15 protein-coding genes and 2 tRNA genes are annotated in these 19,427 nt (G+C 66.4%); 6 read left to right on the top strand and 11 right to left on the bottom strand.

Annotated features, from left to right (window positions below; genetic code table 11):
* Positions 1-10: 10 nt before the first annotated feature.
* Both minC and ACYQ6W_RS10965 read right to left on the bottom strand, forming a co-directional pair.
* Entirely contained in the window at positions 11-706 is a 696-nt protein-coding gene (minC, locus tag ACYQ6W_RS10960; protein WP_459675301.1) for a septum site-determining protein MinC, read from the bottom strand.
* Between the two features lie 269 nt (positions 707-975).
* Positions 976-2,919 carry a transglycosylase domain-containing protein gene (locus tag ACYQ6W_RS10965; RefSeq protein WP_459675303.1) on the bottom strand — a complete coding sequence of 648 codons (1,944 nt, stop codon included), beginning with the start codon at positions 2,917-2,919 and terminating at the stop codon, positions 976-978.
* Positions 2,920-3,121: 202 nt separating this feature from the next.
* Here ACYQ6W_RS10965 and ACYQ6W_RS10970 point away from each other — a divergent pair, with 202 nt between their 5' ends.
* Together ACYQ6W_RS10970 and ACYQ6W_RS10975 are read left to right on the top strand one after the other, a co-directional pair.
* Positions 3,122-4,033, top strand: coding sequence for an NAD(P)-dependent oxidoreductase (locus ACYQ6W_RS10970; protein ID WP_459675305.1), 912 nt, complete (start codon positions 3,122-3,124; stop codon positions 4,031-4,033).
* 43 nt (positions 4,034-4,076) lie between these two features.
* Positions 4,077-4,163 (top strand) — tRNA-Leu (locus tag ACYQ6W_RS10975).
* A 15-nt stretch (positions 4,164-4,178) separates the two neighbouring features.
* On the opposite strand, the gene ACYQ6W_RS10980 is transcribed toward ACYQ6W_RS10975, so the two are convergent.
* The 3 genes from ACYQ6W_RS10980 to ACYQ6W_RS10990 form a co-directional block, all read right to left on the bottom strand.
* Entirely contained in the window at positions 4,179-5,531 is a 1,353-nt protein-coding gene (locus tag ACYQ6W_RS10980) for an APC family permease (protein ID WP_459675307.1), read from the bottom strand.
* 19 nt (positions 5,532-5,550) lie between these two features.
* Positions 5,551-6,435, bottom strand: a complete 885-nt coding sequence (locus ACYQ6W_RS10985; protein WP_459675308.1) for a sugar phosphate isomerase/epimerase family protein — start codon at positions 6,433-6,435, stop codon at positions 5,551-5,553.
* A gap of 119 nt (positions 6,436-6,554) precedes the next feature.
* Positions 6,555-8,036, bottom strand: coding sequence for a mannitol dehydrogenase family protein (locus tag ACYQ6W_RS10990; protein ID WP_459675309.1), 1,482 nt, complete (start codon positions 8,034-8,036; stop codon positions 6,555-6,557).
* Positions 8,037-8,154: 118 nt separating this feature from the next.
* Between ACYQ6W_RS10990 and ACYQ6W_RS10995 the strand changes: the two genes are divergently transcribed.
* Positions 8,155-8,937, top strand: coding sequence for an SDR family oxidoreductase (locus tag ACYQ6W_RS10995; protein WP_459675310.1), 783 nt, complete (start codon positions 8,155-8,157; stop codon positions 8,935-8,937).
* Positions 8,938-8,976: 39 nt separating this feature from the next.
* Here the strand turns inward: ACYQ6W_RS10995 and ACYQ6W_RS11000 are convergent, their stop codons facing one another.
* From ACYQ6W_RS11000 to ACYQ6W_RS11010, 3 genes are all read right to left on the bottom strand, one after another.
* Entirely contained in the window at positions 8,977-9,186 is a 210-nt protein-coding gene (locus ACYQ6W_RS11000; protein WP_459675311.1) for a DUF2934 domain-containing protein, read from the bottom strand.
* 61 nt (positions 9,187-9,247) lie between these two features.
* Positions 9,248-10,450, bottom strand: a complete 1,203-nt coding sequence (locus tag ACYQ6W_RS11005) for a multidrug effflux MFS transporter (protein WP_459675313.1) — start codon at positions 10,448-10,450, stop codon at positions 9,248-9,250.
* Positions 10,451-10,531: 81 nt separating this feature from the next.
* Positions 10,532-11,425, bottom strand: coding sequence for an SMP-30/gluconolactonase/LRE family protein (locus tag ACYQ6W_RS11010; protein ID WP_459675314.1), 894 nt, complete (start codon positions 11,423-11,425; stop codon positions 10,532-10,534).
* A gap of 131 nt (positions 11,426-11,556) precedes the next feature.
* On the opposite strand from ACYQ6W_RS11010, the gene ACYQ6W_RS11015 reads away from it, so the two are divergent.
* Together ACYQ6W_RS11015 and ACYQ6W_RS11020 are read left to right on the top strand one after the other, a co-directional pair.
* Entirely contained in the window at positions 11,557-14,196 is a 2,640-nt protein-coding gene (locus tag ACYQ6W_RS11015) for an MGH1-like glycoside hydrolase domain-containing protein (RefSeq protein ID WP_459675315.1), read from the top strand.
* Entirely contained in the window at positions 14,193-14,546 is a 354-nt protein-coding gene (locus ACYQ6W_RS11020; protein ID WP_459675317.1) for a hypothetical protein, read from the top strand. Before ACYQ6W_RS11015 ends, ACYQ6W_RS11020 begins: the two co-directional genes overlap by 4 nt.
* Positions 14,547-14,553: 7 nt before the next feature.
* Here ACYQ6W_RS11020 and ACYQ6W_RS11025 read toward each other — a convergent pair whose 3' ends face one another.
* Together ACYQ6W_RS11025 and ACYQ6W_RS11030 are read right to left on the bottom strand one after the other, a co-directional pair.
* On the bottom strand, positions 14,554-17,271 hold the full coding sequence (locus ACYQ6W_RS11025; protein ID WP_459675319.1) for a bifunctional diguanylate cyclase/phosphodiesterase: 2,718 nt from the start codon (positions 17,269-17,271) through the stop codon (positions 14,554-14,556).
* An 839-nt stretch (positions 17,272-18,110) separates the two neighbouring features.
* On the bottom strand, positions 18,111-18,341 hold the full coding sequence (locus ACYQ6W_RS11030; RefSeq protein WP_459675322.1) for a DUF1902 domain-containing protein: 231 nt from the start codon (positions 18,339-18,341) through the stop codon (positions 18,111-18,113).
* Between the two features lie 226 nt (positions 18,342-18,567).
* Here ACYQ6W_RS11030 and ACYQ6W_RS11035 point away from each other — a divergent pair, with 226 nt between their 5' ends.
* On the top strand, positions 18,568-19,257 hold the full coding sequence (locus ACYQ6W_RS11035; RefSeq protein WP_459675323.1) for a hypothetical protein: 690 nt from the start codon (positions 18,568-18,570) through the stop codon (positions 19,255-19,257).
* An 84-nt stretch (positions 19,258-19,341) separates the two neighbouring features.
* Here the strand turns inward: ACYQ6W_RS11035 and ACYQ6W_RS11040 are convergent.
* Positions 19,342-19,418, bottom strand: a tRNA-Arg gene (locus tag ACYQ6W_RS11040).
* Positions 19,419-19,427: the final 9 nt, after the last annotated feature.

A 19,427-nucleotide genomic window follows, 5' to 3' on the forward strand; every position in this document is an offset into this window, starting at 1 on the left:
GAGCCGGCCGTCAGCTGATCTCGGTGATGATGATGGATGAGCCTTCGAGCCGCGCCATGATGGACTTGCCCCGGAACGCCTCCATGTCCTCGGCCGTCATGTAGAGGCCGTCGATGGAAATCAGTTCCGCGTCGAGCTTCTTGCAGAAGATGCGCGCCTGCGGATTGCCGGTCACGCCCGCGATCGCGCGGCCCCGCAGCACGCCGTAAACGTGAATGGACCCGCCGGCCATGATCTCGGCGCCCGAAGCGACGGAGCCGCTCACGGTGAGATCGCCTTGCGGAAAGAGAATGGTCTGGCCCGAGCGCACGGGCTCGTCGAGCACCATGGAGGTGGGCTCGGGTGCCGCGGGTTCGTCCGGCGGGTCGTCCGGCACTTCGTAGAGGCCGAGCGGCCGGCCGCCGATCAAGGGGCCGCCCACGGACTGGATGGCCGGCGTCAGCCCATCCGCACCCTCGGCCCCGATGACGCGAATGCCGCGTGCGCGCAGCTCGTCGAACAGCGTGTCGAGATCAGGATCGGTCTGCGGAATGCCGGAAAGATCGACCACGATGGGCCGCCCGGCGAAGAAGGTCGCCGATCGTTCGATTTGCGCGTCGAGCTCGGCCATCCAGGCGCGCAGAGGCGCATCGGGCGAGAGCACGAAGGCCATGAAGGACCGGCCTCGGACGCGTAGATTAGGGCGGGTTCTGGAAAGCGTTGTCACACTGGACGGGTACCGCTGGCCTCCGCAAAGGTCAACGACTTTTCGAAACTTCCACTAGATGATGGGTGGGTTCTGCAAGATGCCCGCCATATCTTGGGTGTCGCAGCCGAGTCGCGGTGGCCTCTTGGGAAAGTCTTCGCGCTTGCCAAGCGAAAAAGCGACCGCCCACTCAATCGTCGGGATCCGTGGTGACGGTCTGTCCTGCGCCGAGGGTCGCGCTCGTCCCGCGACTCGACTCCGGGATGCGCTTCCCCACGGCTGCGGCCGGATCAGGGCCGCGTGACCGCCAGGGCGACCGTGTGGAAGAGCGCGGCAGGCAAGGTGCCGCCGGTCACGGCCTTTCCCATGGCGGTGTTGTCGTCATTGCCGACCCAGACGCCGATCACCATGCCGTCCACCCCGCCGATGAACCAGGCGTCCCGGCTCGATTGCGTCGTCCCCGTCTTGCCGCCGACGAAGTAGCCGGACACCGCCGCATCGCGGCCGGTGCCATAGGCCACCACCGCCCCCAGCATCTGCCGCATGGCCGCGGCATTGGCCTGAGAGATGACCGGCACCGGCGCGGGCGGCGGCGCGATGAGATCGTGCCCGCCGGCATAGAGCGCGGTGATGCCGTGGGGCGTCACCCTGCGGCCGCCGTTGAAGAAGGTGGCATAGGCGCCGGTCATCTCGAGCAGGCCGACGCTCGGCGTGCCGAGGGCGATGGTCGCGTTGTTGGGGATGGGATCGGTGATGCCGAGCCGGCGGGCGACGGCCGTGACCTTCTGCGGGCCACCAGCCTGCATCAGCAGCCGGGCGGAGACGGTATTGAGCGAATAGGCGAGACCCTGGGTGATCGTCACCTGGCCCATGTAGCGGCGCTCGAAGTCCCGCGGCTCCCACTGGCCGATGCGGACGGGCGCATCCATCACCTCGCTTTGCGGAGTCATCCCGGCTTCGAGGGCGGCGAGCCAGACAAAGGCCTTGAAGGAGGAGCCGGCCTGCCGCCGCGCGAGCACGGCACGATTGAAGAAATCATGCCCGGTGTCCGAGCCGCCGACCATGGCGCGCACGGCGCCGGTGGCGGCGTCTATCACCACGATCGCGCCCTGATGAGCGTTGGCGGCCGCGCCCGGCCCTGCCAGCATGGTGGTGAGCGCTGTCTGGGCGGCTGCCTGCAGCCGCGGGTCGAAGGTGGTGGCGAGGCGGGAATCGGTATCGGCCGGGATGAGCGGCCCCGCCTGCTGCGCCGCCCAGGAGGAAAACCAGTAGTCGCCGCCGGCGGCCTTGGGGGTGAGGTCGATCGCGCCGATCGCGGCCGCCGCCTGATCCTGCGTGATGTATTGCGAGCGCACCATGGCGGCCAGCACCTCCTTGGTGCGGGCGATGGCGGCGGACGGATCGGCGAGCGGGTTGAAGCGGGAGGGCGCGCGCGGCAGCCCGGCCAGCATTGCCGCCTGCCACAGGCTCAGCTGGCTGGCCGGCACGCCGAAATAGGTTTCGGCCGCCGCATCCATGCCCCAGGCGCCAGCGCCGAGATAGACGCGGTTGAGATAGATTTCGAGGATTTGCGCCGGGGTGAAGTGGTGGGTGAGCCACAGTGTCAGCAGCAGTTCCTGCGCCTTGCGCCGGAAGGTGCGGGCATTGCTGAGGAAAAGCGTCTTCGCCACCTGCTGGGTGAGGGTCGAGCCCCCCTGGACGACGTGCCCGGCCATGAGATCGACGACGCCGGCGCGGCCCATGCCCAGCAGATCGAGGCCGCCATGCTCCCAGAAGCGGCGATCCTCCACCGCGACCAGCGCTTCCGGCAGATAGGCCGGCACCGTCTTGAGCGTCAGGATCTGGCCGGAATAGTCGCCGAAATGGGTGAAGGGGCGGCCGTGACTATCGGTGAGCACGAGGGCCGGGCGGCGCATTGCGGCGACGCCGGCCGAGGGACGCGGCATGTCCCAGGTGAACCAGAGCAGCAGGAGCGCGACGGCGAGGCCGCCCCAGACAGAGAGCAGGATGGACCATTTGAGAATACGCAGGAGGAGCCGCCGGCGCGGGCGGCGGGTCGCCTTTGCAACAGAGCGGGATTTCGCGCGCGGCGGCAGCACCGCCTCGGCCGGCGCCTCGTAGAACGCGTCCTCGTCGAGCGGGTCCGCCTCCTCGTCGGGGTCGAATGTGTCATAGCGCGGCGGGACGTAGGGCGTGTCCGGGCGCGGGGCATGGCCGAAGGTCCGGCGCTCCAAGGGCACCGCGCCGGCTGGGTCTAAGGCTCCCGACTTAATACGGAACATGAAGGAAGCGCGCTATCACCCGGAGAATGAGCGCGAGCTTTGCGACAAGCGCCTTGGCCAGTCAAGAAAAGACCGCGCGCGCGACGGGGCAGGGGCCTTGCCGAAATCGACGCGAGACCGCAGCCTGTCCCCGCATGCTGGAGGAGAGTGGCTGATGAAGGGCATCTATGCAGATGCGAGCGGCGGTCTGGCCGAAGTCTTTGCGCGGGTCCATCGGCCGGATGACCCGCCGGTGACGGTGCACGAGATCGACGTCATCACGCCCGAACAGATGCCCGGCCTCTATTCCGGCTACGACTTCATGCTCAACGACCACACCTTCCTGGTGACCGAGGCCATGGCGAAGGTCACCGGCCTGAAGCACGTCATCTTCCTCGGCACTGGCGCGCGCTCCTACATGAACGTGGAGGAGATCGAGGCGCTCGGCATCCAGGTCCATACCATCCGCGGCTATGGCGATACGGCGGTCGCCGAGCACACCATGGCGCTCATCTGGGCGGCGGCGCGCAACATCGCCTTCCTCGATCGCAGCGTGCGGGCCGGCGGCTGGCCCCGCGGCGGTGGCATCGAACTGAAAGGCAAGACGCTCGGCCTCTGGGGCTTCGGTGGCATCGCGGCCGAGGTCGCCCGCATTGCGCTTGGCGCGGGCATGCGGGTGATCGCCAGCAACCGCACGCCGAAGAGCTATCCCGGCGTGGATTTCGTCGACCTGCCGACGCTCTTGCGCGAGAGCGACGTGCTCTCCCTCCATCTCCTGCTGACCGACGAGACCCGTGGCGTGCTGGATGCCGGGTGTTTCGCTGCGATGAAGCCGGGGGCCATTCTGGTCAATACGGCCCGCGCGGGCCTCGTGGAGACGGAGGCCATGGTGGCGGCGCTGCAAAGCGGCCATCTGCGCCACGCGGCGATCGACGTCTTCGACGTGGAACCTCTGCCGGCGGGCGATGTGTTGACCACGCTGCCGAACGTGACGCTGACCTCGCATGACGGTTTCAACACGCCCGAGGCCTCGGAGAATCTGATCCGGATGGGGCTGGACATCGCGAAGCGCCTCGCCCAAGGGTAACCCGCCAGACGGGGCGGCTCTTTCAGCCTCGCCCCGCGCCGGTGCGGACGTGGCGGAACTGGCAGACGCAGCAGACTTAAAATCTGCCTCCCGGACGGGAGTGCGGGTTCGATCCCCGCCGTCCGCACCAATAGCGGCGCCCGCTCTACTCCGCCTCGACCAGAGGCGCCCGCGCGAGCGATGGGCGCAGCAGCAGCAGACCCGCGCCGACGGCAAGATCGATCGCGACGACGTATGGCCAGAGATTTCCCGGAAAGGCCGGCACGGGATAGATTGAATTGTAGAGCGGCCAAAGCATGGCGATGGCGCCCGCGGCGCCGAAGCAGGCCCAGAGCGCATCGCGACGGCGGATCGCATAGACGGCGGCCGCCATCGTCACCCCGACATAGACCAGGATCAGAGACAGCACGCCGATCGTGCCCATGGCGCCGTAATAGTCGTTGGCGCCGACCTGTGGCGCCCAGAGCAGGGCACCGGCCAGCATCAGCCCGCCCACGGCGAGGGTGGCCCGCCCCGGCGTTCCGCCGGTCGAGACCGTGCCGAAGGCGGGGGCAAGCCCCGCGCGACCCAGCGCGAAGAGCATCCGCGCCGCCGCACTGACGGCCGCGAGGACGCAGGAGAAGGAGGAGATGGCGGTCGCCACGTCGAGCAGCGTCGCGAAATCGCGCGAGCCGTAGCGCAGCGCCAGGGTGTTCAACGGCGCCGCGGCGGAGGCCAAATCCTTCACATGGTCGAGGCCGAAGCCGACGACCTGCGTATAGGCGGCGAAGACGAAGAATACACCGGCGCCGAGCACGGTGCCGATCAGGGCGACGGCAATGGCGATACGGGGATTGGCCGCTTCCTCACCCAGCGTCGCGCCGCTTTCGAAGCCCGCGAAGGAGAGGATGGCGAAGACCAATGCATAGCCGATGCCGGACCAGCCGAAGGCCTTATCCGGCAGGAAGGGTGAGAGCGGCAGGCCGGAGGTTTTCGAGGTGGCCACGAGAATGGCGATGCCGAGGACGATGATCGCGAGCACTGAGACTGCTTCCAGCACCAGCATCAGCCGGGTGGCGAGCTTCATATCCCGCGCGGTCAGCACCATGCCGAGCAGGATCGCCAAGGTTCCGTGCAGGATCCAGAACTTCGGCAGGCCGAGGTGATAGTTGCTGAGCGCCGCGTCGAGAAAGCTGCCGATCAGCACCGAAATGCCGGCGCCGAAGGTAACGTAGGTGAGCAGCAGGGCCCAGCCGGCGATGAAGCCGGCCCCGGCGCCGAACTCCGCCGTGATATAGGCGTAAGCCGATCCTGCGCTTGCCACGCGCCGGCTGAAGCTCACGAAGGAGAGGCTGACGACGAGCAGGATCGCCGTGCTGAGCAGGAAGGCGAGCGGGGCCGCGACACCTGCGGCGCCTGCGGCCAGGGTGACGTTGAAAGCCATGGCGGAGGTCGGCGCCATCATGGAGAGCGAGAGGCCAACGACCTCCATCAAACCAAGATTGCGACGCAGCGCCATGGCGGCTCCTTCGTGGCGGTTAGGGCGTACGCGTGATCGTACGGCGCCGCTGCGCGCTTTCCAAGTGATCGGAAATGAAACGACGGGCGTGGTGCGCGAGCGCCACGTTGTCGTCCCAGGTGTTGCGCCAGATCCCGGTGATGATGGAGAGGTCCCGGTCCACCACCGCCGAGGAGAAGGATTCGAAGGTGATGGTATCGGCGTAGCCGTTGTCCAGCAGGGCATCGAAGATCGGCGCATAGTCGATCGTGCCGGCACCGAGATAGCCGCGGTTGCTCTCGCCCACATGGAAATAGCCGAGCCGGTCACCCGCGGCGCGGATGGCATCCGCCGGATTCGCCTCCTCGATGTTCATGTGGAAGGTGTCGAGATGGAGGTAGACGTTGGGCTCGCCGATCTCCTCGATGAAGGCCAATCCCTGCGCGGTGGTGTTGAGCAGGTTGCTCTCGAAGCGATTGACGATTTCGAGGTTGATGGTGACGCCGGCTTCCGCGCCGTAGCGGGCCACCTTCCGCAGCGTGTCGATGCTGTTGCGGCGTCCCGCGGCGCTCGGCATCGACATGTATTTGCCGTGGGCGGAGAAGAGGATGCCGCCGAGTTTCGTGGCGCCGAGATCGCGCGCGACAGAGACGGCCTCGCGCAGCACCGCTTCGCCGCGGGCGACCGTCTCGGCATCCTCGCTCGAAATGTCCGAGCCCGGCTGCAGCCCCATGGTGACGGCGATGCCCATCTTCTGCGCCGCCAGTGCGCGGGCGAAGGCCGGCACGTCGAATTTCTTCGGATCGAGGCGCGGAAATTCGATGAGGCTGTAGCCGGTCTCGACGGAACGATCGAGCGCGCGGCTCAGGTCATCGGGCGTCGATCCGCCGGACCAGACGAAGGCATGGATGCCCAAGGGGTTCATGGACGCGATCTCCCAATGCCGCGGCGGTCGCGCGGACAGTTTTCATGCGGATGAGGGAGACGGCGGGCTGAAGGATGGGCCCGGTATCGTCCCCGAGCCCATCCTGAAACGATCCGTCGTCAGCCGGCAAGGAGGTCTTTCAGCGTTGCCAGCGTCCCCCGCGCTGCGATCTGCTCCCGGTAGCCCTGGAAGGCCGCCACGAAGTCCGCATTCTTCTCGATGCCGAGGCCGGCGAAGATCGGCAGCGACAGGAAGGCGAGCGGATTGGGGTCGGCGGCCGTTGCCCGGTCGGCCGCGCTCAGCCGCGGTTCGGGCGTATGGAAGGTCTCGCCCTTGTCGTCCACGCCGCCCAGGCAGCGGGCGAAGGTTGCGAGAAGGAAGGCGCAGCGACGGAAATCCCCGCCCCGTTCCAGGATGGTGCGGATCGTGTCGCCCGAGAAGATCGGAATGCGCGAGGCGCCATCGGTCGCGATCCGGATGGTCTGGTCACGGGTCGCCGGGTTTGAATAGCGCTCCATCAGCTTGTCCCGGTAGCCTTCGAGCGACATGCCGGGCGGCGCCTTGAGCAGCGGGATCACGTCCTTGTTCCAGAAATCCATCAGCAGTTGCGCGATCAGTGGATCGGCGACCGTTTCATGCACCAGGCGGTAGCCGGCAATGGTGCCGGGGAAGGCCAGCATGCTGTGGGAGGAGTTGAGCATGCGCAGCTTGATCTGCTCATAGGCCCAGACGTCCTCGGTCACCTGCACGCCCGCCTTCTCCCAGGCTGGGCGCCCCAGGCGGAAATGGTCCTGCACCACCCACTGGATGAAATCTTCGCAGAAGACCGGAATCTCGTCCGCGACGCCGCTTGCGGCGTTCAGGCGCGCGCGGTCGGCGTCGGTCGTCGCCGGCGTGATGCGATCCACCATGCTGTTGGGGAAATCGACCTCCGCTTCCATCCAGGCGGCAAGCTCCGGGTCCCGCGCCCGGGCGAAGCCGACGAAGGCGGTCTTCGCGACATGGCCGTTGTGGCGAAGATTGTCGCAGGACTGCACGGTGAAAGCGGGCAGGCCGGCTACGCGGCGGCGGGCCAGAGCTTCGGCGACGTAGCCGAAGGCCGTGCGCGGCGCCGCCGGATGCGCGAGATCATGCACGACGTCGGGCGTGTCCAGTTTGAACTGCTGCGTCTCGTCGTCGATGTTGTAGCCGCCTTCGGTCAGCGTCATCGTCACGATGCGGATCGCCGGGTCGCACAGCTTGCGCAGCACCGCTTCCGGGTCGTCGGGCGCGAAGAGATACTCGACGATGGAGCCGATGACCCGGATTTCGGGCGCGCCCTGCGGCGGGCAGATGGTGAGGGTGTAGAGACAGTCCTGCGCCGGAAAGGCCGCCGCCTTGGCGCGCTCGCGCGGGTCGTCCATCAGCCCCACACCGCAGAGCGCCCAGTCGTCATGGCCGCCCTGGGCGATCAGCTGATCGAGATAGACCGCTTGATGCGCGCGATGGAAGTTGCCGACGCTGAAGTGCACGATGCCGGCGCGGAGCCGGCTGCGGTCATAGCCCGCCCAGACGACGCCGGGCGGCAAGGCGCCGAGCGTCGCGTTGCTCAGTTGGACCATGGGGCTCCCTTCCCTTCGATAGCATGTACTTTGGCGGGCAGGCGCGTTCGGACGTCTTTCACTTGCCCTCCCTGGGCCAAGCAATACCTTCTGTCGCAGCGTTAGAGAAGGATCTCCGATGGATTTAGGGCTCAAAGGGCGGCGGGCGATTGTCTGTGCCGCGAGCAAAGGCCTAGGGCGTGGATGCGCCATGGCCCTTGCCAAGGAAGGCGTGATGGTGACGATCACCGGGCGCGATCCCGAAGCGCTGGCTCAGGCGGCACGAGCAATTGCCCATGAAACGGGCGGCCGCGTCGAGATTGCGCCGGGGGACATCGCAACGCCGGAGGGTCGTGCGGCGGCCCTCGCGGTTTGTCCCGAGCCGGACATTCTGGTCAACAATGCGGGGGGTCCGCCCCCTGGCGACTTTCGCAATTGGGAGCGCGAGGACTGGCTGCGGGCGATCGACGCCAACATGCTGGCGCCGATCGCCATGATCAAAGCGGTGGTTGACGGCATGACGGCGCGGCACTTCGGCCGCATCGTCAACATCACCTCGGCTTCGGTGAAGTCGCCGATCCCGAACCTCGGGCTGAGCAACGGCGCCCGCGCCGGCCTCACCGGCTTCGTCGGCGGTCTCGCCCGCCAAGTGGCGCGGCACAATGTGACGATCAACAATCTGCTGCCCGGGCCTTTCGAGACGGCACGTCTCGGCAAGACCATGGAAGATGCGGCGAAGAAGAATGGTCGCAGTCTGGAGGAGGAGATGGCGGCCCGGGCGCAACAGAATCCGACCGGCCGCTTCGGCCAGCCGGAAGAATTCGGCCATGCCTGCGCCTTCCTGTGCTCGGCCCATGCCGGCTACATCGTCGGTCAGAACCTCCTGCTCGACGGCGGCGCCTTCGTCTCGACGATGGGGTGAGGCGACGAGGCGGGCCGGTTATGCCGGCCCGCGCTCTGCTTACGGATTGAACGAGGGCGGGTCGCTCGCGGGGAAGCTTTCCTCGCTCTCGCGATCGACCACCGTATCGTCGTCGTCGCCGTCGACGATCTTTTCTGCCTGAAGCCAGAAATCGTGATCCCGGCCCTCGGGGCGGCCTTCCTGCTCCCAAAGGTCGTAGGCGGTTTCACGAATTCGCTGCAGGCGCCCCTCACTCGTTGTGTCAGACACGGCGTCTTCCTTTCCCGATGGCATCAATGCCACCCCGGACATCGCATGCCGCGGGTCAGGTTCAAGAGTGAGCGGCGGGCACCCGCACGGTTTTGACGAAGAGCAGCCAGATGGCGAAGCCGAGGCAGGCGGCGATGGCCATGAGACCGGTCATAGGCCGGGCCGTCCCGTCCGCGCTCAGTCCCATCACCGCGGTCAGCGCGGAACTCATGGTGAATTCGAGCCCAACGCCGAGGGCGGCCGCGGCGCCGGCGGTGGCGCCGAAGGGCTCCATCGCGGTGAGAAAAGCCGGTCCCATGATGAGACCGAGGAAGAAGAAGGTGGTGATGGTCAGCACGATGAAGGGCCAGAACGCCGCCATGCCGCTCCATACGAGGAGCGCGAGCACAAGTGCCGCGGCTGCAGCCCCGGCCGTGGTGACGCCGAGCAGCCGACGGGCGCCGAAACGGCGCATGAGGTTTGCCGTGAGCTGGCTGATCCCGATCAGCGCGATGGCATGAAGCGCGAAGAGCAGGCCGTAGGTCGTGGGTGGCACGCGATGCAGCGTGACGAAGACGAAGGGCGAGCCCGAGATGAAACAGAAGAGCACGGCCTGTGCTGAAGCCGCGATCAAGATGGGCAGGATGAAGATCCGCTGGCTGATCAGCCGGCCGTAGGTTGCGAGGATGGCGAGTGGCCGGCCGCTCACCCGCCGCTCCGGCGGCAGCGTCTCGGGCAGCATGCGGGCGATCATCAGCACGACGAGCAGCGTGATGGCGATGAGGACCAGGAAGATCAGTCGCCAGGATGCGTATTGCACGATCAGCCCGCCCAGCACCGGCGCCAGGATAGGTGAGACGCTGAGCGCCAGCATGGCGAGCGACAGCAGCCGGGCCGCGGCCGGCCCGGTATGTTCGTCGCGCACGATCGCCATGGGGATCACCGCCGTCGCGGCCGCCCCGAGCCCCTGGAAAAAGCGGGAGAGGATGAGGATGTCGATGCTGGGCGCGAAGGCGGCGCCCACGGAGGCGAGCGCGAAAAGGCCGAGCCCGACATAGCTCGGCAGCTTGCGGCCGAAGGTGTCCGAGACCGGGCCGTAGATGATCTGGCCGATGGCCAGCGCCACGAAGAAGCTCGTCATGCTGAGCTGCACGGTGCCCGGATCGGTCTTGAGATCGCGCGCGATCGCCGCGAAACCCGGGATGTACATGTCGATGGCGAAGGCGCCGACCGCGATGGTCAGCCCGAGCACGATCGCGCGTCGGTAGAGGGCAGGGCCCGCCATCGGTTTTCCTTGTCTTGATTGTCGTGGGTGAGAAGGCAACGCGGCCGGCTCGGCCGCGTGCGGCAGACTAGAATGTTTCGTTCAGAGCGCCAAGCGTGCGGCATGCGGGGCAAGGCCGCGTACCCCCGGTCGGGTCAGGAACAGGGCCCCGGCCAGCGCCTCCTCCGCGCGCCCATGGGCTGCGGTGGTGATGGCGAGCTGGTCGAGCCCGGGGCCGCAGAAGACGCAGGAGGTCACGCGCGAGACGGGCAGGGTGATGGCCCGGTCTCGCGCGCCGTCCGCGGTGAAGCGGGTGACGCGCCCGCCATCCCAGTGGCAGACCCAGAGACCACCATCGGCATCGGTGGTCATGCCGTCCGGATAGCCGTCGGCCTCGGTGAAGCGGATGTGCACGCGCTTGCCGGTCAGGCTGCCATCGGCGGCCCGATCGAAGGCGTAGACGGTGCGGGCCGGGCTGTCCGCATGGTAGAGCGTGCGCCCGTCGGCGCTGATCGCCGGGCCGTTGGTGACCGTGTAGTCGCGGTCGAGAACCTCCACCGCGCCCTGCACCCCGAGCAGATGCAGCCCACCGGTCGCCGCCACCTCGGCATCGTCCATGACGCCGAAATAGACGCGGCCATCGGCATCGGCCTTGGCATCGTTCAGCCGCATGCCGGCGGGAACCACGGTAGCCTCCGTCACCCGATGGCGAATCTCGGCGGGCCTTTCCGCTTCCAGCCGCATGACGACCACGCCATGGTCGAGCCCCACCAGGAACTCCTCGCGCCCGGCCAGTTCGATGATCCAGCAGGGCCGGTGCTCCAGCCGCCATTCGGCCCGGTCTTCGCCGGTGAGACCGCAGGAGAGGATGCGGCGGCCGAGAATGTCGACGAAGAAGAGCCGCTTGCGCGCAGCGGACCAGAGGGGCCCTTCGCCGAGCGTCGCACGCGCCTCCCAAAGCGGTTTGGCGTCCTGGGTGGATGGGATGTCGCTCATGCAAAGGTCCTCGATGCTGGGGCGCGGGCGGCCCCTGTTTCGTGATCGGCGCAGGACGGATATAGCTCAGGATCAAGGATGATGCGCGCCGGCCGCGGCACAGCATCCGCGATCAGATTGGAGTGCTGCCGATGTCTTCCTCTCCTGCCGCGCTCTTCGCCACCGCCGAGGGCAAGCGGCTGGTGGCGGCCCGTGCCTCCACGACCTGGCGCGACTGGGGGCCTTATCTCAGCGAGCGGCAATGGGGCACGGTGCGGGAGGACTACAGCCCGGACGGCGATTCCTGGTCCTACATCACCCATGACCAGGCGCGGAGCCGGGCCTATCGCTGGGGGGAGGACGGCCTGGCGGGCTTTGGGGAGCGACATCTGCGCTGGTGCCTCGGCCTTGCCCTGTGGAATGGGCAGGACGCGATCCTCAAAGAACGGCTCTTCGGTCTCGCCAACCAGGAAGGGAATCATGGCGAGGACGTGAAGGAGCTGTACTACTACCTCGACGGCCTGCCGACGCATTCCTACATGCGGATGCTCTACAAATACCCGCAGGCGGCCTTTCCCTATGAACGCCTGCTGACCGAAAACCGGGCGCGCGGCTACGACGATCGCGAATTCGAACTCGTCGATACCGGCATCTTCGACGAGAGCCGCTACCACGACGTTTTCGTCGACTATGCCAAGGCCGCGCCGGACGACATTCTGATGCGCGTCACCATCGTCAATCGCGGGCCGGAGGCGGCCGAGTTGCACGTGCTGCCGCAACTCTGGGCGCGCAACATCTGGGATTGGGCCGGCCGCACCGACCTGCCCGAGATCCGCGCGATCGGCCCGCGCGAGGCGCGGGCGGTCCATCCTGAACTGCCCGAAATGCGGCTCTTTGTCGGGCAGGAGAGCGAGCTCCTGTTCTGTGACAACGAAACCAACCGGCGCCGCTTCTATGGCGAGGCGGAAGCGCCCGGCCCCTTCAAGGACGGGATCGACAGCTACGTCGTGAACGGGGAACGGGCAGCGCTGCGTGCCGAAGGCTATGGCACGAAATGCGCGGCGCATCACCGCGTCACGGTGCCGGCGGGCGGCGAAGTGGTGCTGCGCCTGCGCTTCCGCGCGGCCACGACGGCGGGGGACCCTTTCGCCGATTTCGATGCAGTCTTTGCCGCCCGCGTCGCCGACGCGGATGAATTCTACGCCGCAGTGCAGACCGGTGTGACGGACCCCGATGCTCGGTTGGTGCAGCGCCAGTCCTATGCCGGCATGCTGTGGTCCAAGCAGCTCTACGACTACGACGTGCGTACCTGGCTGATGGGCGATCCTGCCGAGCCGCCGCCGCCCGCCAGCCGCTGGAACGGCCGCAACGTCGACTGGACGCATATGCGCAATGCCGACATCGTCTCGATGCCGGATACCTGGGAATATCCCTGGTACGCCTCCTGGGATCTCGCCTTTCACAGTCTGCCGCTGGTCGAAATCGACCCGGCCTATGCGAAGGATCAGTTGCTGCTGCTGACGGGCGACAACTACATGCACCCGAACGGCCAGCTCCCTGCATACGAATACCAGTTCAGCGATGCCAATCCACCGGTGCACGCCTGGGCGGCTTGGCGGGTTTTCGAGCGCGACCGCGACCTCACCGGCACGCCGGACCATGATTTCCTCAAGCGCATGCTGCACAAGCTATCGCTCAATTTCACCTGGTGGGTGAACCGGCGGGATGCCGGCGGCCGCAACATCTTTCAGGGCGGATTCCTCGGGCTCGACAATGTCGGCATCTTCGACCGCTCGGCCCCCGTGCCGATGGGCGGCACGCTCAGCCAGTCCGACGCGACGGCCTGGATGGCGATGTATGCGCTGAACCTCACGCGCATCTCGATCGAGCTCGCGTTGATCGATCCCGTCTATCAAGACATGGCGGTCAAGTTCTTCGAGCACTTTCTCTATATCGCCGAAGCCGCCGCCAAGCATGGTGGGCTGTGGGACGAGCAGGACGAATTCTTCTATGACCGGCTGGAACTGCCGGACGGGCAGAAGATTCCCATCCGGGCGCGCACCATCGTTGGTCTCATTCCGCTTTTCGCGGTCGAGGTGCTGCGCCAGTTCGATCGGCCGCGCCTGCCGGACATGGTGGCGCGCATGCGTTGGTTCGTCGAGAATCGTCCCGATCTCGGCGCGCTCGTGTCGAATTGGGAGATGCCTGGCGTCCATCACATCGCGCTGCTCTCGATGTTGCGCGGGCATCGCATGAAATGCCTGCTGCACCGCATGCTGGACGAGAACGAATTCCTCTCGCCTTACGGGGTGCGCTCCGTCTCCAAGACACACGAACATGCGCCCTATGTCTTTTCCTGGGCGGGACAGGAATTCACCTTGCCGTACTGGCCGGCGGAGTCCCATTCCGGCGTCTTCGGCGGCAATTCCAACTGGCGCGGGCCGATCTGGGTGCAGATGAACTATCTGTTCATCGACAGCCTGCGGCGCTTCCATTCCTATTACGGGGAGGATTTCCGGGTGGAATGCCCGGTCGGCTCCGGCACCATGCTGACGCTGGCGGAGATTGCGGACGAACTCGCCCGCCGCGTCACTCGGCTATTCCTCAAGGATGCCTCTGGTCGACGGCCGATCCATGGTGATTGTTCGCTCATCCAGAACGATCCACAGTTCCGCGAACTGCCGCTCTTCTACGAGTATTTCGACGGCGATACCGGGCGCGGGCTCGGTGCGTCTCATCAGACGGGCTGGACCGGCCTCGTCGCCTTGCTGATCAGAGATACCGCGCGATGACCCAGCATCCTACCGCCTTGCCCTTCACCCCGGCGGAGCGCAGCTTTCTCCGGCAGGAACTGGCGGCGGCCTTCGGCCTGCGGCCACGCCTCGCCGACGGCATTCGCCTCAATCTGTGGACCACGGGGCAGCGCCGCGGCGAGCCGAAGATTCCGCCGGTGCTCGCCGGCCTCATCGAGCGCGGGCTGATGGATCTTCCGGCGGAGGATCTCGGACGGCGCGCCTACTTCACGCAAACGGGCCTTGCCGCGCTGCGGGCCTTGTACGAGGACGGCCGCTACCTCGATCCCGATCGCTACGGTCATCTGCGGCCGGAGCTGGGCCTGCCGGAGCCGCCCGTCGGCCGCTGAACCGGCCTCAGGAAAAAACCGGTGCGGCCCAGGGCTTCAGGGTGAAGAGCCGCATCTCCCCATAGGGAAGCGGCCGGCTCACGAAATAGCCTTGGGCATAGGGGCAGCGGCGCAGGTGCAGCATCTCGAGCTGGGCTGCGGTTTCGACGCCTTCCGCGACGACCGCGAGCCCCAGTTCGGCGCTGACCGCGAGCAGGGCATTGACGATGGAGGCGGCATCGGGATCGTCCACCATGTCCTGCACGAAGAGCTTGTCGATCTTGATGGCGTCGAAGGGGAACCGGCGCAGGTAGCCGAGGCCGGAGTGGCCGGTCCCGAAATCGTCGAGGCTGAAGCGCACGCCGAGGCCGCGCAGCGCGTGCATGGTGCGCAGCACCGTCGGGTTCTGTTCGAGCAACAGCCCTTCGGTCACTTCCAGCGTCAGGCGATGGGGCGCCAGGCCCGTGCGTTCGAGGATCTGCTGCACCTCCGCCACCAGGCTCTCGCTGTTCACCTGCAGGGGCGAGAGATTGACGGCGACACTGGTTTCGGCGGGCCAGTGAGCGGCTTCCCTACAGGCCGTCTCGAGAACCCAGAGACCCAGCGGCACGATCAGGCCCAGCCGCTCCGCCAGCATGATGAAATCGGCGGGTGGCACCAGCCCCTCGGTCGGATGGTGCCAACGCAACAGCGCTTCGGCCCCGGACACCAGGTTGCGCTCCAGGTTGAGGATGGGCTGGTAGACGACCTCGAACTGGCCAAGGGCGAAGGCCGAGCGGAGATCCTGCTCACGCTGGAACAGGCGCTGCTGCCGTGCCTGCATGCCGGCATCGAAGATGCGAATGATCCCGGTGCCGTCGTTCTTCGCTTCATAGAGTGCGATGTCGGCATTGCGCAGAAGGTCGCTCGCGCTTTTCGCATGGTCCGGATAATGCGCGATGCCCACGGACAGACTGACGCGCAGGGAGGCGCCGGCCGCGAGGATGGGCTGCTGAATCGCGGCGAGGATGGCCCGGGCGAGGCACCGCGCATCCTGCTTGGGGTCGTCCAGCGGCATCAGGATCGCGAATTCGTCTCCCCCTGTGCGGGCGATGGTGAGGTCCGGCCCGACGGTCTCTTTCAGCAACTCGCCGAGCTTGACCAGCAGCGCATCGCCCACGCCGTGCCCATTGCTGTCGTTCACGTATTTGAATCGATCGAGATCGAGATAGAGCAAGGCGAGGCGATGGGGGCCGGTATCCGCACGGGCGATTTCCTCTTCCAGCCGCAGCGTGAACAGCGTGCGATTGGCGAGCTGCGTCAGCGGATCGTGATGCGCGAGGTAGCGGATGCGTTCATCCGCGCGGCGCCGTTCGGTGATGTCGCTATAGGTGCGGACGGAGCCGCCATCCGGCATGGGCCGGATCTGCACCTCCAGCACGCGCCCATTGGGCCGCCACCGCTCATAGGTCATGGGTTCGGTGACCGAGAGGGACTGTCGATAGACGGCGAGCTTGGCGGGGTCGGGAAACTCTCCGGCGGTAACCTCGTAGTCGAGCACCGCGGTGCCGAGCGGACGGGTCGCGATCAGGCCGGGGGGAAGATCGAGCATGGCGATCGCCTGCCGATTGCAGACGGCGACCCGCCCTTCGCGATCCATCATCACGATGCCCTGGCTGATATGGTCGAGCGTCGTGGAGAGGGTCTGTGCGTTCAGGGCGAGTTCCGCTTCCGACTGTTCGAGCCTGCGGAACTGCAGGACGATGGCGCGCAGCAGCAGGATCATGCAGAGCACGGCGCAGGCCGAGCCGACCAGGATGAGGGCCGATTGATGCCGCCAGTCGGCAAGCGCGCCCCACGCTGAAATGCTGACGTTGACGACGACGGGATAGTCCGTGAGCGGATGGACCGAAACGATGCGCGGGTCGTTATCGACAAGGCCTCGTCCAACCATCACGCCGGTACCCGGCTTCTGCGCAAGAAGCCGGTCCCAGGCGGCAGATAGGCGGGCAGGGCGCTCACCCGGGCGCAGGTCGTAAGGATAACTGGTCATCACCAGGCCGCGACGGTTGAAGAGCGTCACCGCCAAATTGTCGTCCTGTGCGAGCTCGCGGTAGAAATCGCGGAAATAGCCGAGGTTGAGCAGGCCGATGACGATGCCGAGACAGGTGCCGCTCGGGCTGTCGATGCGCCGGGCCAGGACGCTGGTCCAGACGCCGGTCACGCGATTGATGATCGGGTCGCTGAGGAAGAGATCGCGGTCGTCCTGACTAAGAAGATGCCGGACATAGGGACGGTCCGAAAAATCCACCTGCGGGGTGGGCCACCGCCGGGAGGTGACGAGAAGATGGCCGGTCGCGTCGATGAAGGCGAAGGCGTCGGCTTGCGGCAGCAGATCCGCCTGGCGGGCCAATTCCTTTTGCGTCTGCGGGGTGCGAAGGGCGGCGGTCAAGGCAGCGGGGGTTGTGAAATGCTGGCTTTCGGCTTCGTCACGAAAGGCAGTGACGACGATGTCAACGGCCTGCAGGGCCGTGGCCGTTTGTTCGGCCAGAGCCTGCGACAGGCGCAGGCTCTCCATCTGGGCCGAATGCAAGGCGTTACGGTGTGTATTGCTGATGGCGAGCGCGACGGCGAGGGCCATCCCGAGAAGCAGGGCCACGCCGGCCACAACCAGACGCTGGCTGCCGCGTGACAGGCCGCGCGCACGGGGCCGCACTTCTGCAGCCCGGCTTTCCTCTGCCGTGCCGGGGAAGCCAGACTCCGGCATCGTCCTAGCGTCCAAGCCTGTGCGGCGGGCTCATCACCGTCCTTCCAGGGCGTCTGCAGTCATCTCTATCATGGATACGAGCGGCGCGGAGCTTGCCTTGTGAGTGAACGCTCGCCTGCGCGATGCATCACGATCCCGTCATGTTTTTGGCCGCGACGATCCTCCTTCCTCTTAAGGACGCACAAAAGCCAAAACGATTCAACGGCCTAGGCGCAGGTGCGTCAGCTTGTCGCATGGATGTTATTCACCCAATTTGCTTGCTGAGGCGTTACGCGCGGGACAAAGGGTTAGCCACTCTCGGGAGAGGCCATTCCTCCAGTTTGGGCTGGGCGGCCCAACACAAGGCGATCCTCCCTAACCGCGTCGGTCCGAAGAGCTTACGCACGGCGCGGCATGGGCAAAGTCAGGTCTCCGAAGATAAAGTGTCTAAGGATCGCCACCGCCCGATCCTCCGCGAGCCAGGGCTCGGCCGTGGTGGCGGTGCTCCGGCCACGCCCGGCATCCATGCAAAGGATGCGGGTTCTCCTCGACCCCGGCGGCGCTAGATAGCGGTCTCCAAGAGCGCGCCGCTGCATGCTGGCGAGACGGACGGGACCTCGACCATGGATACGCGGACGATCATTCTCCTGACGCCGCTCGCCGTCTTTCTTCTGTCTGCCCTGGTGTGGGTCTGGTTCAACAAGCTGTGAGGCGACGGTTATGCGAGCGTTCAAGCGATGGGTCTACATCACGTCCCTCGCGGCCGTGAGCGGAATGATCCTCTTCCTCTTGCTGCACATGAACGGGGTGTCCGTCTGACGGACGGCACCTTCGCCAAAAGGGTGGGCGAGTCGCGGTGCTCAATAGGGCCGGGCGATCTGCTCAGAGCGGCTGGCGATGAAAGAAATGGAAATCGGCGGCGGTGCGCTGCCCCAGTATCCTTCCGGCGGCACGAGGTCGAGCACACGGTCGCGAACGTCGGCGATCAGATCTTCCATCGTCGGCGCCTGCACGGAGAGGCCGGGCAGGTCTCCGCTGTCGCCGTGCCACATCCGCGCTTCGGGGTCCCAATAAGCCTTTACAACATACATGGCGTTCTCCGTCGTTCCTCGGCCTCTGCGGGCCGATGGCATGATGCAGGATGCGGTGTGCGCGGGACCGGGGCAAGTTAACTCGACAACGATATGACCGGACGGCGGTCACATTGCGCGGAAACGCCGGCGCGGCCCGACCCCTTCGGGCGATGGGTGCACAGCTCTAAACTTTTCTTAATCCCATCCCGACGAAACTCGGCCCGCGGCAGCATGGATTACGAGCATGGCGGGTTGGTTTTGGGCTGGAGGCGGGCTCCCTTCGACCAGGGATAGAGCCATCCCGTGGCTCGCCCTGGCGCTCACGCTCTGCCTCGCCGGCTGCGCCCAACAGGTGGCCATCCGTCAGCAGCCGCTGCCGCCCCTGCCGGACCTGCGGGACCGCACGGCCAGCAATGCCGAGGCGGTCTCCGCCTTCCTCTCTGCCGATGCAGGATGGCAGGCTTGGCTGCAGGCGATGCTGGCATCCCAGGCGGCGGATGATGCCTTGGTCGACGCATCAACGCAGGACGTTCCCGCCTGGCAACTGGATGCCGCGCTGACGCTTGCCAAGGATCGCTACCGCCGGGCAACGAGCTTCTATCTGGTGCCCGTGATGATGCAGTCGAGCTGTCTCAACCTGCCGAGCGAGACCAACAATTCCGTGCGCCTGCCGTCCGGCCTGCTGGTCCGCTACCGGATGTATGCGAATGAGGAGCATCATTTCCCAAACGGTTCGAGCTGTTTGCGCAGCACTGGCTTTGTCAGCGAAGTAGACAGCAGCCGCGGGATGCCGATCGCGGTTGCGGCCGATCCGCGGGAGATCGACTGGCAGAGCAACTTCGCCCGCAGCTTGGCGTGGGGAAAACCCTTCGCCCAAATCTCGCGCAGCGATGCTTATTCCGTAGATGAACTGATCGCGATCGTTCGGCGCTGATGCGGCAGGCTCAACACGAGGCCGGCCGAAGCCGCGGAGGGTCACGTCCTCGCAGCCAATGTCGTTCAGCGATGTCGGGAAAGGTGGCGCACCCGTGAGGACTCGAACCTCAAACCCCCAGATTCGTAGTCTGGTGCTCTATCCAATTGAGCTACGGGTGCAGCGCGTCG

The organism is Acidisoma sp. 7E03, from assembly GCF_054665075.1.